This is a genomic window from Streptomyces sp. JLSY215, assembly GCF_059682825.1.
In genome coordinates this window covers 6,413,678-6,427,417 of sequence record NZ_CM185022.1, presented here as the reverse complement: position 1 = coordinate 6,427,417, position 13,740 = coordinate 6,413,678, and the positions used below count along the sequence as shown (strand labels likewise).

General features: G+C 71.6%; 13 protein-coding genes. 6 read left to right on the top strand and 7 right to left on the bottom strand.

Annotated elements, in window-relative coordinates; genetic code table 11:
* Window positions 1-2: 2 nt before the first annotated feature.
* From miaB to AC5677_RS28715, 3 genes are all read right to left on the bottom strand, one after another.
* Entirely contained in the window at window positions 3-1,529 is a 1,527-nt protein-coding gene (miaB, locus tag AC5677_RS28725) for a tRNA (N6-isopentenyl adenosine(37)-C2)-methylthiotransferase MiaB (protein ID WP_497190801.1), read from the bottom strand.
* Between the two features lie 84 nt (window positions 1,530-1,613).
* Window positions 1,614-2,846 (bottom strand): FAD-dependent oxidoreductase, encoded by a 1,233-nt coding sequence (locus AC5677_RS28720; RefSeq protein WP_497190800.1) that lies wholly within the window; start codon window positions 2,844-2,846, stop codon window positions 1,614-1,616.
* Window positions 2,847-3,022: 176 nt separating this feature from the next.
* Window positions 3,023-3,652, bottom strand: coding sequence for a maleylpyruvate isomerase family mycothiol-dependent enzyme (locus tag AC5677_RS28715; RefSeq protein ID WP_497190799.1), 630 nt, complete (start codon window positions 3,650-3,652; stop codon window positions 3,023-3,025).
* Between the two features lie 138 nt (window positions 3,653-3,790).
* Between AC5677_RS28715 and AC5677_RS28710 the strand changes: the two genes are divergently transcribed.
* Both AC5677_RS28710 and AC5677_RS28705 read left to right on the top strand, forming a co-directional pair.
* Window positions 3,791-4,693, top strand: a complete 903-nt coding sequence (locus AC5677_RS28710) for a LysR family transcriptional regulator (RefSeq protein ID WP_497190798.1) — start codon at window positions 3,791-3,793, stop codon at window positions 4,691-4,693.
* A gap of 56 nt (window positions 4,694-4,749) precedes the next feature.
* Entirely contained in the window at window positions 4,750-5,748 is a 999-nt protein-coding gene (locus AC5677_RS28705; RefSeq protein ID WP_497190797.1) for a TAXI family TRAP transporter solute-binding subunit, read from the top strand.
* On the opposite strand, the gene AC5677_RS28700 is transcribed toward AC5677_RS28705, so the two are convergent.
* From AC5677_RS28700 to AC5677_RS28685, 4 genes are all read right to left on the bottom strand, one after another.
* Window positions 5,738-7,231 carry a DEAD/DEAH box helicase gene (locus tag AC5677_RS28700; RefSeq protein WP_497196788.1) on the bottom strand — a complete coding sequence of 498 codons (1,494 nt, stop codon included), beginning with the start codon at window positions 7,229-7,231 and terminating at the stop codon, window positions 5,738-5,740. The two genes, AC5677_RS28705 and AC5677_RS28700, sit on opposite strands and share 11 nt — an antisense overlap.
* Window positions 7,228-7,431, bottom strand: a complete 204-nt coding sequence (locus AC5677_RS28695) for a cold-shock protein (protein ID WP_083107766.1) — start codon at window positions 7,429-7,431, stop codon at window positions 7,228-7,230. The genes AC5677_RS28700 and AC5677_RS28695 overlap by 4 nt, the downstream gene beginning before the upstream one ends.
* A gap of 194 nt (window positions 7,432-7,625) precedes the next feature.
* Entirely contained in the window at window positions 7,626-9,041 is a 1,416-nt protein-coding gene (locus AC5677_RS28690; protein ID WP_497190796.1) for a sensor histidine kinase, read from the bottom strand.
* A gap of 16 nt (window positions 9,042-9,057) precedes the next feature.
* Window positions 9,058-9,801, bottom strand: a complete 744-nt coding sequence (locus AC5677_RS28685; RefSeq protein ID WP_497190795.1) for a response regulator transcription factor — start codon at window positions 9,799-9,801, stop codon at window positions 9,058-9,060.
* Window positions 9,802-10,097: 296 nt separating this feature from the next.
* Here AC5677_RS28685 and AC5677_RS28680 point away from each other — a divergent pair, with 296 nt between their 5' ends.
* The 4 genes from AC5677_RS28680 (at window position 10,098) to AC5677_RS28665 (ending at window position 13,637) form a co-directional block, all read left to right on the top strand.
* Window positions 10,098-10,883, top strand: coding sequence for an amino acid ABC transporter ATP-binding protein (locus tag AC5677_RS28680; RefSeq protein WP_497190794.1), 786 nt, complete (start codon window positions 10,098-10,100; stop codon window positions 10,881-10,883).
* Between the two features lie 56 nt (window positions 10,884-10,939).
* A complete protein-coding gene (locus AC5677_RS28675) occupies window positions 10,940-11,851 on the top strand; it encodes a glutamate ABC transporter substrate-binding protein (protein ID WP_497190793.1) in 912 nt (303 codons plus the stop codon).
* 135 nt (window positions 11,852-11,986) lie between these two features.
* Entirely contained in the window at window positions 11,987-12,634 is a 648-nt protein-coding gene (locus AC5677_RS28670) for an amino acid ABC transporter permease (RefSeq protein ID WP_497190792.1), read from the top strand.
* Window positions 12,635-12,707: 73 nt separating this feature from the next.
* Window positions 12,708-13,637, top strand: coding sequence for an amino acid ABC transporter permease (locus AC5677_RS28665; RefSeq protein ID WP_497190791.1), 930 nt, complete (start codon window positions 12,708-12,710; stop codon window positions 13,635-13,637).
* Window positions 13,638-13,740 lie beyond the last annotated feature (103 nt).

Below are 13,740 nucleotides of genomic sequence, written 5' to 3'. Positions count from 1 at the left end.
GCTCAGTCGCAGCCGCAGCCCGCCGCCGGAGCCGGTGCGGGCGCCGGGGCGCCGATCGTGGGCAGGCCCAGGAGCACACCCTTGGGCTTCTCGGCCGGGGCGGCGTTGCGCTTCTCCCAGGCGTCGCCGGCCCGGGTGCGCCGTACGGCCCGGGTCGGACCCTCGGCAAGGAGGTGGTGCGGGGCGGCGTAGGTGATGTCGACGGTGACGATGTCGCCCGGGCGGACCGCTTCGTCGGGGCGGGTGAAGTGGACCAGGCGGTTGTCGGGGGCGCGGCCGGACAGCCGGTGCGTGGCGTCGTCCTTGCGGCCCTCGCCCTCGGCGACCATCACCTCCAGGGTGCGCCCGACCTGCTTCTTGTTCTCCTCCCAGGAGATCTCCTCCTGGAGGGCGACCAGCCGCTCGTAGCGCTCCTGGACGACCGCCTTGGGGATCTGGCCCTCCATGTCGGCCGCCGGGGTCCCGGGGCGCTTGGAGTACTGGAAGGTGAAGGCCTGGGCGAAGCGGGACTCGCGGACGGTGTGCAGGGTCTGCTCGAAGTCCTCCTCGGTCTCGCCGGGGAAGCCGACGATGATGTCCGTGGAGATCGCGGCGTCCGGCATCGCGGCGCGCACCTTCTCGATGATGCCGAGGAAGCGGTCCTGGCGGTACGAGCGGCGCATCGCCTTCAGGACGCGGTCGGAGCCGGACTGCAGCGGCATGTGCAGCTGCGGCATGACGTTGGGCGTCTCGGCCATGGCGGCGATGACGTCGTCGGTGAAGTCGCGCGGGTGCGGGGAGGTGAAGCGGACCCGCTCCAGGCCCTCGATCTTTCCGCAGGCCCGCAGCAGCTTGCTGAACGCCTCGCGGTCGCCGATGTCGGAGCCGTAGGCGTTGACGTTCTGGCCGAGCAGGGTGATCTCGCTGACGCCCTCGCCGACCAGCGCCTCGATCTCGGCGAGGATGTCGCCGGTGCGACGGTCCTTCTCCTTGCCGCGCAGCGCGGGCACGATGCAGAAGGTGCAGGTGTTGTTGCAGCCGACGGAGATCGAGACCCACGCCGCGTATGCGCTCTCGCGCCGCGTCGGCAGCGTCGAGGGGAACGCCTCCAGCGACTCGGCGATCTCGACCTGCGCCTCCTCCTGGATGCGGGCGCGCTCCAGCAGGACCGGCAGTTTGCCGATGTTGTGCGTGCCGAAGACCACGTCGACCCAGGGGGCCTTCTTGACGATGGTGTCCCGGTCCTTCTGGGCCAGGCACCCGCCGACCGCGATCTGCATGCCGGGCCGGGCGGCCTTCTTGGGAGCGAGCTGCCCCAGGTTGCCGTAGAGCCGGTTGTCGGCGTTCTCGCGCACCGCGCAGGTGTTGAAGACCACCACGTCGGCGCCGTCGGCGTCCTTGGGCGCCCGGACGTATCCGGCGTCCTCCAGGAGGCCGGACAACCGCTCGGAGTCGTGGATGTTCATCTGGCACCCGTAGGTGCGGATCTCGTAGCTTCGAGTGGCGTCCACTGCTTCCACTGCTCCGGCCGGGTCACTGCTGCTGGTCATTCCCCCAGGGTAAAGGGGACCGCGGGTTCACCCGTCCGGGAGCCGCTGCCGGGGAGCGGGCGGGCCCCGCGGACGCGGCCCGGCTCATCGCAACGACGCGGCCGGCGGGCGTTCGCGTACCGCGCCGTAGGCGAGGAAGTAGGCCGGCAACCGGTTCACCCAGTGCGAGCTGGTGAGCAGTTCGGCCACCCGCTGCGCCCGCCGGGGGTCGCCGAAGGGCGCCTCGCCCGCCAGGACGGGTGCGATGACCCGCGCATGGGCGAACCGCTGCAGCGCCTGGGTCAGGGCCGCGGTCGGCCACCGGCGGCACTGGATGGCGCGGACGTCCCGCAGGCCGACCGCGCCCGTGCGCAGCGGCCCGACCAGATGCCGGGCGGCGGCCACGGCGTCCTCGACGGCGAGGTTGATGCCGATGCCGAAGACCGGGGACATCGCGTGGGCCGCGTCGCCGATGCACAGCAGCCCCGGCCGGTACCAGCGCCGGAGGCGGTCGAGGCGCACGTCGAGCAGCTTGACCTCGTCCCAGGAGCGGAGGGCGTGCGGCCGGTCGCCGAGCCAGGGGGCGGCAGCCGCATAGGTGGCCATGAACGATTCGAGACCGGCGGCGCGGCGTTGCGTGTCGGTGCCCTTGGGGATCATCGCGGCGCACTGCCAGTAGTCGCCGCGGTCGATCATGGCTGCGAGCAGCCGCTCCCCTGCGCCGCCCACCAGCCCGTGCGGATCGCCGTCGTGCCGCGGCAGCCGGAACCACCAGGCGTCCATCGGGCAGGCGAAGCTCCGCAGTCCGAGTTCGGGCAGCAACCGGGCGAGCGAGCCCCGGCCGTCGCAGGCCACGGTGAGGGTGGCCCGCAATTCCCCGCTGCGGCCGTCGGCGGTGCGGTAGCGCACCCCCGCGACCCGGCCCCGCTCCATCAGGAAGGCGGTCGCCTCGGTGCTCATCCGTACGGAGAAGGAGGGCTCCCGCCGGGCCTCGTCCACCAGGAGGTCGAGGAGGTCCCACTGCGGCACCATCGCGATGTAGTTGAACCTGCCGCGCAGCGCCGCGATGTCCCCGACGGTGACCAGTGTCCCGTCCCGGCCGAGCGGCAGCTGGACCGTCGTCACCCGCCGCTGCGGCAGCCGGGCGAACCGCTCGCTCAGCCCCAGCTCGTCGAGCAGCGCCAGGGTGGAGGGGTGCACGGTGTCGCCGCGGAAGTCGCGGAGGAAGTCGTGGTGCTTCTCCAGGACCGTGACGGCCACGCCCGCACGGGCCAGCAGCAGGCCGAGCACCATCCCGGCGGGCCCGCCGCCCACCACACAGCATGTGGTCCGCTCCATCGCTACCGCTCCCTTCGGCGACGTCCCGGGGCCTCGGCCGCGGCACGGGGCGCGGCGCGGGGCACCGGGAGCAAGGTGACGGTGAGAGACGTTCCGCGGCGGCGGGGAGAAGAAACGGAGAAACGGGAGCGGGGGGGCGGAAACGGAGCCGGGGGGGGCGGGCGGGCCCGGGGCCGTCAGGCCGCGAGGAACCGCTCGCTGCGCTCGCCCCGCAGCCGCCCCGGTGGCAGCTTGCGGCCGAACGTGACCAGCAGCAGGTCCTGGGCGGTGCCGTGGACGGGGGTGCCGCTGCCGAAGGACCAGTCGAGGTCGTCCGCGTACAGGGCGATGCCGGTGAGGTCGGCGCCGAAGAACTTGGCGGCGCGCAGTCCGGTCGCGTCCAGGACGGTGCGCAGGCGGTCCTCGGGGACGCGGCGGTCCAGGCCCAGGGGGACCGCGATGTCCAGGCCGTGGACGACATCGTGCCCCAGGGCCGAGGTGAGGCCGCCGACCGGCGGTGTCCAGGGGTGGTGCGCGTTGTCGCGGAGGAAGGCGGCGAGCTCCCGCGGCGCGAAGTCGGCCGCGTCCTTGCGGGCGAGGCGGTCGGTCATGCGGTGGAGGTTGCCGCGTGCCTTGAGCAGTTCGCGGGCCTGCCGGGGGAACGGGTGGCGGAAGCCCATCGACATATGGGCGGCGACCTCCCGTACCCGCCACCCCCCGCACAGGGTCGGCGCGTCCCAGGCGCCGGACGGCAGGGCGTCCAGCATGTCCGCCAGTTCCCGGCGTTCGGCCGCTATGGCGGCCTTGATGTCCATGGTGATGGCCATGAGTGATCTCCTCCCCGGGCCGTGGTCAGGCCCGGGACCACGGATGTGGCCGGGCCGTGATCGGCCGTGCTTCCAGGCTGTCGGGCGGACGGCGACAAGTCCAAGAGATGGATCTGCTCATCCCTAGAATTCCTGGTTATGGAGCTCCGTCAGTTGCAGTACTTCATCGCCGTGGTGGAAGAGGCCCATTTCACCCGCGCCGCCGCCCGTCTGCATCTGGCGCAGCCAGGGGTGAGCGCGCAGATCCGGCAGCTGGAGCGGGAGCTGGGGCAGCCGCTGCTGGACCGGTCCGGCGGGTCGGTGACGCCGACGGAGGTGGGCGCGGCGGTGCTGCCGTACGCGCGGGCGGCGCTGGCGGCGGTCGAGGGCGTGCGGGCGACGGTGGACGAGTTCACGGGGCTGCTGCGCGGCCGGGTCACGATCGGGGTGGTCTCCGGGGCGGCCTCCGACAGATTCGAGGTGGCCGCTCTGCTGGCCGATTTCCATGACGCCCACCCCGATGTCGAGATGGCCCTGACCGAGGACAACTCGGAGCGGATGCTGGCGGCGCTGCGCGCGGGTGAGCTGGACCTCGCGCTGATCGGGCTGGCGGACGAGCCGCCGCCGGGCATCTCGGCCGAGGTCGTGCTCGATGTCCCGCTGGTCGCCGCCGTGGCGCCGGGCGACCCGCTCCTGGCGCACGCGGACGGTACGGGCATCGCGCCGGCCGCGCTCCGCGACCGCCCGCTGCTCAGCCTGCCGCGCGGCACGGGGCTGCGCGGGGTGCTCGAACGTACCTGTGCGGCGGCCGGCTTCCGGCCCCGTATCGCCTTCGAGGCGGCCTCGCCGCATCTGCTGGCGCAGCTCGCCGCCCGGGGCCTGGGCGTGGCGGTGGTGCCCGCCCTGCCGGCCGAGGCGGCGGACGCCTATGGACTGCGGACGCTGCCGCTGACCGGGCCGCGGCCGCCACGTGGCCGGATCGCGCTGGTCTGGCGGACGGACGGGCCCGCCACCCCCGCGGCCAGGGCCTTGCTGGGCCTGCTGCGTGGGGCCCTCCAATAGCACGGTTGGGTATCTGCCCCTCCCTTTGGCGGCCCGGTGCTGGCAGGATCCCGCCCATGGTCACAGCACTCCCCCGAATAAGCGGCCGCCGGGCACTCCAGGTGGCGACCGCGGCGCTGATCGCGCTCGCGCTGGTGGCGTGGGGGCTGCTGTCGATGCGGGGCGAGCGTGCGCCGGGCGGACGGGTGACGCTGGCCACCGGGCTGCCGACGGGCGTGTACGCGCGCTACGGGGAGCTGCTGAAGCAGGATCTGGCGCACGACACCCCGGAGGTGGATCTGCGGCTGGCGCGCAGCGAGGGGTCCATCGACAATCTGCGTCAACTGACCGCCGGGCGCGCGGAGTTCACCATCGCGACGGCGGATGCGGTCTCGACGTACCAGGCCCGGGGCGAGGCGGGCGCGGACCGGCTGCGGGCCTGTGCGCGGTTGTACGACGACTACATGCAGCTGGTGGTGCCGAAGAAGTCCGCCGTCCGCTCCGCCAAGGGGCTGCGGCGGCTGCGGGTGGGGGTCGGGACGGACGGCTCCGGCGTCCAGCTGATCACCCGGCGGCTGCTGAAGGCGGCGGGACTGGATTTCGCCAGGGACATCGTGCCGGTACGGGTGGGCATCGACCGGATGCCCGCGCTGCTGGAGCGGGGCGAGCTGGACGCGTTCTTCTGGTCGGGCGGGCTGCCGACCACCGCGGTGCAGCATCTGGCGCAGCGGTTCCCGATCCGGCTGGTGCAGCTCGGGGACCTGAGCGAGGCGCTGCATGCGCAGGGCGAGCCCACCCGCTACTACCGGGCGGCGGTGATGCCCTCCGACGCGTATCCCAAGGTGCAGGACGGCCGGGCGGTGAAGACGATCGCGGTGGCGAATCTGCTGGTGACGACGGACCGGGAGGATGCCGCGATGACCTTCGACATGACCCGGGCCGTCATCAACAGCCGGGACCGGATCGGGCGCCAGGTGCATGCCGCGCAGCGGGTGGACCTGCGGACGGCGGTGTTCACCGATCCGCTGGCCCTGCATCAGGGCGCCCGTCGCTATTACCTGTCGGTCAAGCCCTAGGTGCCCCGGCGGTGCGGCGGGCGGGACGGCCGCGGCGGGGGCGCCGGCGCCGGGTGCCGCCGCCGGGAGAGCCGGGAGAACCAGCCGCGGGCGCCGGTGCGGGCGCGGTGACCACGACCGCGACACCGGAGGGGGTCCGGGCGCCGGTGACCTTTATCAGGTCGGCGTGGCCGGGGCGGACCGTCGCGGTGGCCGGGGTGATCTTCGCCTGGCGCATCAGCCGGGTCATGTCGCGGCGCTGGGCGGGCGTGACGAGGGTGACGACGGTGCCGGACTCGCCGGCGCGGGCGGTCCGGCCGCCGCGGTGCAGGTAGTCCTTGGCCTCGGTGGGCGGGTCGACGTTGACGACGAGGTCGAGGCCGTCGATGTGGATGCCGCGGGCGGCGACGTTGGTGGCGATCAGCGCCGAGGCGTGGCCGGTGCGGAACTGCTCCAGGGTGCGGGTGCGCTGCGGCTGGGACTTGCCGCCGTGCAGCGCCGCGGCGCGCACACCCTGGGCGAGCAGGTGCTTGGTGAGCCGGTCGGCGCCGCGCTTGGTGTCCACGAACATGATCACCCGGCCGTCGCGGGCGGCGATCTCGGTGGCGGTGGCGCGCTTGTCGGCGTCGTCCACGTACAGGACGTGGTGGTCCATGGTGGTGACGGTGGCGGCCGAGGGGTCCACGGAGTGGGTGACCGGGTCCGTCAGGAAGCGGCGGACCAGCTTGTCGACATTGCGGTCGAGGGTGGCGGAGAACAGCATCCGCTGGCCGTTCGCGTCGACCTTCTCCATCAGCCGGGTGACCTGCGGCAGGAAGCCCATGTCGGTCATCTGGTCGGCCTCGTCGAGGACGGTGATGGCGACATCGCCGAGCGCGCAGGCGCCGCGGTCCAGCAGATCGGCGAGCCGGCCGGGGGTGGCGACGAGGACCTCGGCGCCCCGGCGCAGCGTGTCGACCTGGCGGTTGATGGAGGTGCCGCCGACGACGGTGGCGGTCCGCAGGCCCAGGGCCTTGGCGTACGGCGCGAGGGCGTCGGTGACCTGCCCGGCGAGTTCGCGGGTGGGGACGAGCACCAGCGCCAGCGGGCGCTTGCTCACCGCCCGCTTGCCGGCCGTACGGCTGAGCAGCGCCAGCCCGAAGGCGAGGGTCTTGCCGGAGCCGGTGCGGCCACGGCCGAGCACATCGCGGCCGGCGAGGGTCTCGGGCAGGGTGGCTGCCTGGATGGGGAACGGCGTGGTGACACCTTGCGCGCGCAGCGCGGTGAGCAGGGCCGGTGCCAGCGGCAGCTCGTCGAAGGAGCCGGCGGGCGGGGTGGAAGACGCCGCGGTGGACGGCTTCGGGGCGGCGCTCTGTCGCGGTGCGGACGCTCGGGTCATGGAATGCCCTTCAGGGGGAGAGGGTGGGGTACCCGTAAGGGGCGGGTGGCTCCTGTACGGAAACGGGACGGGGCCCGCACCGGCGTGGCCGGTGCGGGCCCTGTCCGCGTGACGCGAGGGCGTCAGGCGGCGACGATGTTCTCCGCCTGCGGGCCCTTGGGGCCCTGGGTCACGTCGAAGGTGACCTTCTGGCCCTCGAGGAGCTCACGGAAGCCCTGGGACTGGATGTTCGAGTAGTGGGCGAAGACGTCGGGGCCGCCGCCGTCCTGCTCGATGAAGCCGAAGCCCTTTTCCGAGTTGAACCACTTCACGGTGCCGGAAGCCATTTTTTTCTCCTTCATGGGGCAAACCGGAGACCGCACTGCGCGGCCTCCTTGTCGCCGAGATGATCGCCCCACACCGGCACACGTCCGGAAAAACAAGGAACGCCCGGGGCTACCAGCCACCGGGCGCGCACAAAGTTCATGGGTACCACAACTGCAACGTCGGCAAGACTAGCACAGGCGTGCAGGAGCACGGATCACGGTGCGGTCCTGGGCACGGTGACGGTGACCTTCAGGCCGTGCGGCGGGTGCGGGGCGAAGGCGATGGCGGCGCCGCCGGCGGCCAGCAGCGCGCGGGTGATCGACAGGCCCAGGCCCGAGCCGGAGACGTTCTGGTGGCGGCCGCTGCGCCAGAAGCGGTCGCCGATCCGGGCGAGCTCGTCGTCGGTCAGGCCGGGGCCGCGGTCGGCGACGGTGATCGTCACGCATGCGCCGTCGGCCGCGACGGCCACCGTCACCGGCTCGTCGGGCGGGGTGAACTTCAGGGCGTTGTCGACGACCGCGTCCAGTGCGCTGGAGAGCGCTATGGGGTCCGCCCAGCCGGTGACCGCGCTGTGGCCCTCGTAGGAGAGGCACACGCCCCGGTCGTCGGCCAGCGGGCGCCAGGAGTCGACGCGTTCGGCGGCCAGCGCCGCGATATCGGTGAGCTGGACGTCGGCGGCGGCGTGTTCGGCCAGGGCCAGGTCCAGGAGGTCGTCCAGGACGCGGGCCAGCCGCTTGCCCTCGGTGCGGACGGAGGCGATCTCCTCGTTGCCGTCGGGCAGTTCGAGGGCCAGCAGCTCGATCCGCAGCAGCAGGGCGGACAGGGGGTTGCGCAGCTGGTGGGAGGCGTCGGCGACAAAGGCGCGCTGCTGCTCGAGGACGTCCTCGACATGGTCGGCCATCTCGTTGAACGAGCGGGCCAGCCGCCGCAGTTCGGGCGGTCCGGCGGTGGCGGCGACGCGGGCCTTCATCCGGCCGGTGGCGATGTCGTGGCTGGCCGTGTCCAGCACCCGTACGGGCCGCAGCACCCAGCCGGTGAGCCGGAAGGCCGCGGCGACGGCGACGAGCATGGCCACGCATTCCCCGGCCGCGATCACCAGCCAGCCGCGCAGGGTGCGCGCCCGCATCTGCCCGGTGGGCGAGTCGGTGACGATGACGGCGACCACATCGCCGTCGCGGATGACGGGTGAGGCGACCGGGATCCGGCCGCCGCCGTCCCACGGCCAGATCTGCTGGGGGTCATGGCTGCGGCGCCCGGCCAGCGCCTCGCTGAAGGCGCGGGCGCCCTCGCCGTCGCGGGGCACCGGCAGGCCGGTGGGGGCGGCGGCCATCGGGGTGTGGTCGCGGTAGTAGACGCCGGCGCGGATGCCGTAGAGGTCGTAGTAGCGGGCCAGTTCGCCGCGGAGGGTGGCGCGCCGTTCGTCCTCCTCGGGGCTCTTGCCGGCCTCGCCGGCGTCCGGGCGGGCGGTCACGAACTGGGCGAGTGCGGCGAACCGCGCGGCGTCGTCGATCCGGTCGACGACCACCTTCTGCTGCTCCACGCCCGCGGTGATCACGGCGAGCGGCACACCGAGCGCGAGCAGCACACCGGCCATGAGGACGATGAGGAGCGGGAGGAGTCGGGTGCGCACGTGAGCGGGGCGGCCGTCAGGACGCCGGGGAGGCCGGGGCCCCGGCCGGCGCGCCGGAAGCGGGAACCACCAGCCGGTAGCCCACCCCCCGTACGGTCTCGATCAGCGCGGGCATCCGGAGCTTGGCGCGCAGCGAGGCGATGTGCACCTCCAGGGTCCGGCCGGTCCCCTCCCAACTCGTGCGCCACACCTCGCTGATGATCTGCTCCCGGCGGAAGACCACCCCGGGGCGCTGGGCGAGCAGCGCCAGCAGGTCGAACTCCTTGCGGGTGAGCGGCACCGCGGCGCCGTCCACGGACACCTGGCGGGTGGGGAGTTCGACGGTGACCGCGCCCAGCCGCAGCGGCTCCTCGGCGGCGGACTCCTCGGCCGGCTGCTCGCCGCTCCCGGTGGTGGTGGTGCGCCGGCTCACCGCGTGGATCCGGGCGAGCAGTTCGCCGGTGTCGTAGGGCTTGACGACATAGTCGTCGGCGCCGAGGTTGAGGCCGTGGATGCGCGAGCGGACGTCGGAGCGCGCGGTGACCATGATCACCGGGGTGGTGCTGATCTTGCGGATCCGGCCGCACACCTCGAAGCCGTCCTGGTCCGGCAGCCCGAGATCGAGCAGTACCACCGCGAACGGCTCGGCGTCGTCGGGCAGCAGGGCCTGCAGCGCCTCCTCGCCGCTGCGGGCGTGCCTGACCTCCAGGCCGTGCCTGGCCAGCACCGCGGACAGGGCCGCGGCGACATGATCGTCGTCCTCGACGAGCAGCAGTCTCATCCGGCCTCCTCCTTCGGTGCGTGCGGGCGATCTGTATGTGCGGTCGGCGGTGCCTGCGGACAGGCCACAGGGCATCTACGGCGATAAGAGGCATGCGCGTCAAGAGGAGGCCGCCCGTGCGCCACCATCCGTTACCCAGCCGGTACGCCCCGGGTCCCGCCGCCACCACGTCCCGTTCACGCGGAGTGTCCCAATGCGGCCGGATCGTTATGCTCAATTCTCCCTCAGATGTAATGACGCTGGTCGCGGGCCGTCATTACTGTCCTCCCAACCGAGGAGGACGGAGCTGTACGCCGATGAGCGAAGTATCGGTGACCAAGAACGCCGAGGGGCCCGCCCCGACGGGTGACCCGCTGGTCGTGCTGGACAACGTCAACAAGCACTTCGGCGCGCTGCACGTGCTCCAGGACATCGACCTGACGATCCACCGCGGCGAGGTCGTCGTGGTGATCGGGCCCTCCGGGTCCGGCAAGTCGACGCTCTGCCGCACCATCAACCGCCTGGAGACCGTCGACACCGGCGGCATCACCATCGACGGCAAGCCGCTGCCCCAGGAGGGGCGGGAGCTTGCGCGGCTGCGCGCCGACGTGGGCATGGTCTTCCAGTCCTTCAACCTTTTCGCGCACAAGACGGTGCTCGAGAACGTGATGCTGGGCCAGATCAAGGTCCGCAAGAAGGACAAGGGCGACGCCGCCAAGAAGGCCCGGGAGCTGCTCGACCGGGTCGGCGTCGGCACCCAGGCGGACAAGTACCCCGCACAGCTGTCCGGCGGTCAGCAGCAGCGCGTGGCGATCGCCCGTGCGCTGGCCATGGACCCGAAGGTCATGCTGTTCGACGAGCCGACCTCCGCGCTGGACCCGGAGATGATCAACGAGGTGCTGGAGGTCATGCAGCAGCTCGCCCGGGACGGCATGACGATGGTCGTGGTCACGCACGAAATGGGCTTCGCGCGCTCCGCGGCGAACCGCGTGGTCTTCATGGCGGACGGCCGGATCATCGAAGAGGCCGAGCCGAACCAGTTCTTCAACAACCCTCGCAGCGACCGCGCGAAGGACTTCCTGTCGAAGATCCTGCACCACTGAGGCCGCAGTTGGGCCACCATGTTTGCCAACATTTGCTGAACCTAAGGAAGTTCACCATGAGGATGCGTAAGACGGCTGCGGCGGGTGCGGTGGTGCTCGCGCTGGCGGCGACGGCGACGGCGTGCGGCGGCGAGTCGGGCTCGGCGGGCGACAAGTCGGCCGCCGACAATGTCTACAGCCACGACTACACGCCCGCCAAGAACGTGAAGTTCGACTCGCGGGCGCTGAAGGACGCGCAGAAGCGCGGGAAGATCATCATTGGCGTCAAGGCCGACCAGCCGTTCCTCGGCTTCCAGGACCAGTCGACGAAGAAGTACTCCGGTTTCGACATCGAGATCGCCAAGATGGTCGCGGCCGACCTGGGCTTCTCCACGAAGCAGATCCAGTTCGAGACGATCAACTCCAACGTCCGTGAGACCAAGATCTCCCATCACGACGTCGACTTCTACGTCGGTACGTACACGATCAACGCCGAGCGCAAGAAGCAGGTCGGCTTCGCGGGTCCGTACTACACGGCCGGCGCGGACCTCCTGGTGCGCAAGGACGACAAGACCATCACCGGCCCGGACTCCCTCAAGGGCAAGACGGTCTGCTCCATCACCGGCTCGACTCCGCTGCAGGAGATCAAGAAGCCGAAGTACGGCGCGCACACCCAGGAGCTGGACAAGTACTCGGACTGCGTGGAGAAGCTGCTCGACGGCCAGGTCTCCGCTCTGACCACCGACGACGCGATCCTCAAGGGCTACGCCGCCCAGCGTCCCACCAAGCTCCGGGTGGTGGGCAAGCCGTTCACCAAGGAGCCCTACGGCGTGGGCATGGACAAGGACGACAAGGCCCTGCGCCAGGCGATCACCAAGGCGCTGGAGAACCACATCGACAACGGCGACTACGAGAAGGCCTACGAAGGCACGCTCGGCAAGTCCGGCTCGGCGTACGTCAAGCCGCACACGCCGCTGCCGATGGACTGAGGCGCCGGCGCTTTTCTGACAGTGCCGCCCCGTACGCCCGCCGCGGCGGGTGTGCGGGGCGCGCCTTCTTCCGGCCGTCCGCGCCCCTGATCGATCCCTGACCGCCGTCGACCCGACCGCTACCGCGGAGACCCCATGAACGTACTCCTCGATTATCTGCCCGAGTTCCGTGCCGGGTTCCTCGGAACCCTGGCGATCACCGGCGCCAGCGCGGTGATCGCCTTGGTGCTCGGCGTTCTCATAGCCGGTTTCCGGGTCTCCCCGATCGCGCCGCTGCGTGCTTTCGGAACGGCCTGGGTCACGCTGCTGCGCAACACCCCGCTGACCCTGCTCTTCCTGGTGGCGACCTTCGTCATCCCGGAGATCGCGTTCGACGGGGCCAGCCCGTTCGTGCTGGCCATGCTGGCGCTCGGCTGCTACACCTCCTCCTTCGTGTGCGAGGCCGTACGGTCCGGTATCTCCACCGTGCCGGTCGGCCAGGCGGAGGCCGCGCGCAGCCTGGGCATGACCTTCACCCAGACGCTGCGCATGATCGTTCTTCCGCAGGCCACGCGCACCGTGCTGCAGCCGCTGAGCAGCATCTTCATCGCCCTGACGAAGAACTCCGCGATCGCCGGCGCCTTCAGCGTCGCCGAACTCTTCGGCGTCGCCAAGCTGCTCAGCGACAAGGGATACGCGATCGCCGTGATCTTCCTGTGGGTCGCCCTCGCCTACCTGGTCATCACGTTCAGCATCAGCGGCGTCTTCCGGCTGCTCGAGCGCCGGATGGGGGTCGCGCGATGAGCGGACACGGCAGGCGGAAGAGCATCACGTGGGTGCCGCGCGCGGGCGGGGCGGAACGAAGCGAGGTAGGGGCATGAGTGGTGCCAGCGTTCTCTATGACGTACCGGGGCCGAAGGCGAAGGCACGCAACCGCATCTACAGCGTCGTCGGCACGCTCGCCGTACTGGCCCTGATCGGGTTCGTCGCGCTGCGGCTGTACCAGAAGGGCGAGTTCGAGCCCGAGAAGTGGAACATCTTCAACAACGCGGGCGTGCGCACCAGCATCCGCGACGGCGTGCTGACCACCCTCGGGGTGTTCGCGGTGGCCGCGGTGCTCTCCCTGGCCCTGGGTGTGCTGCTCGCGGTGGCGCGGCTCTCGGAGCACAAGCCGCTGCGCTGGCTGGCGACCGGGTTCATCGAGCTCTTCCGCGCCGTACCGCTGCTGATCACGATCTACGTGGTCTGGGTGCTGCTGCTCACCAACCGCGACGCGCTCGGCCTGACCGGCCACCAGCCGCAGTTCTGGGCGCTGGTCATCGGCCTGACGGTCTACAACGGTGCGGTGCAGGCCGAGGTGCTGCGCGCCGGCATCAACGCCGTGCCGAAGGGGCAGCGCGAGGCCGCGTACGCGCTGGGGCTGCGCAAGACGCAGGTCATGGTGACGGTGCTGATTCCGCAGGCCGTCCGGGCGATGCTGCCGACGATCATCAGCCAGCTGGTGGTCACCCTGAAGGACACCTCCCTCGGCTACATCATCACGTTCGAGGAACTCCTCTACTCGGGCCGCCTGATGGCCAGCAACATCATCGTGAACGGCGATGCCGTCTACGTTCCGGTCATCATCGTCATCGGCGCCATCTACGTCGCGATGTGTCTGGCGCTGACCGCGCTCGCCCACTGGATCGAGCGGCGCGGCCGCCGGGCCAAGACCGGCATCGGGGTCGTGGAGACCGGCGATGTGGCGAACGCCGGCGCCCTGACGGCGGCGACGACCGCCGGCGGGACCTCCGACACGGGGAACTGACGGCACGACAGCACGCGCGCCCGGAGGCGGCGACCTGCCCGAGCAGGTCGCCGCCTCCGTCACTTGACGCGGGCCCTCGCAATGGGTTGCATACGCTGTGTGA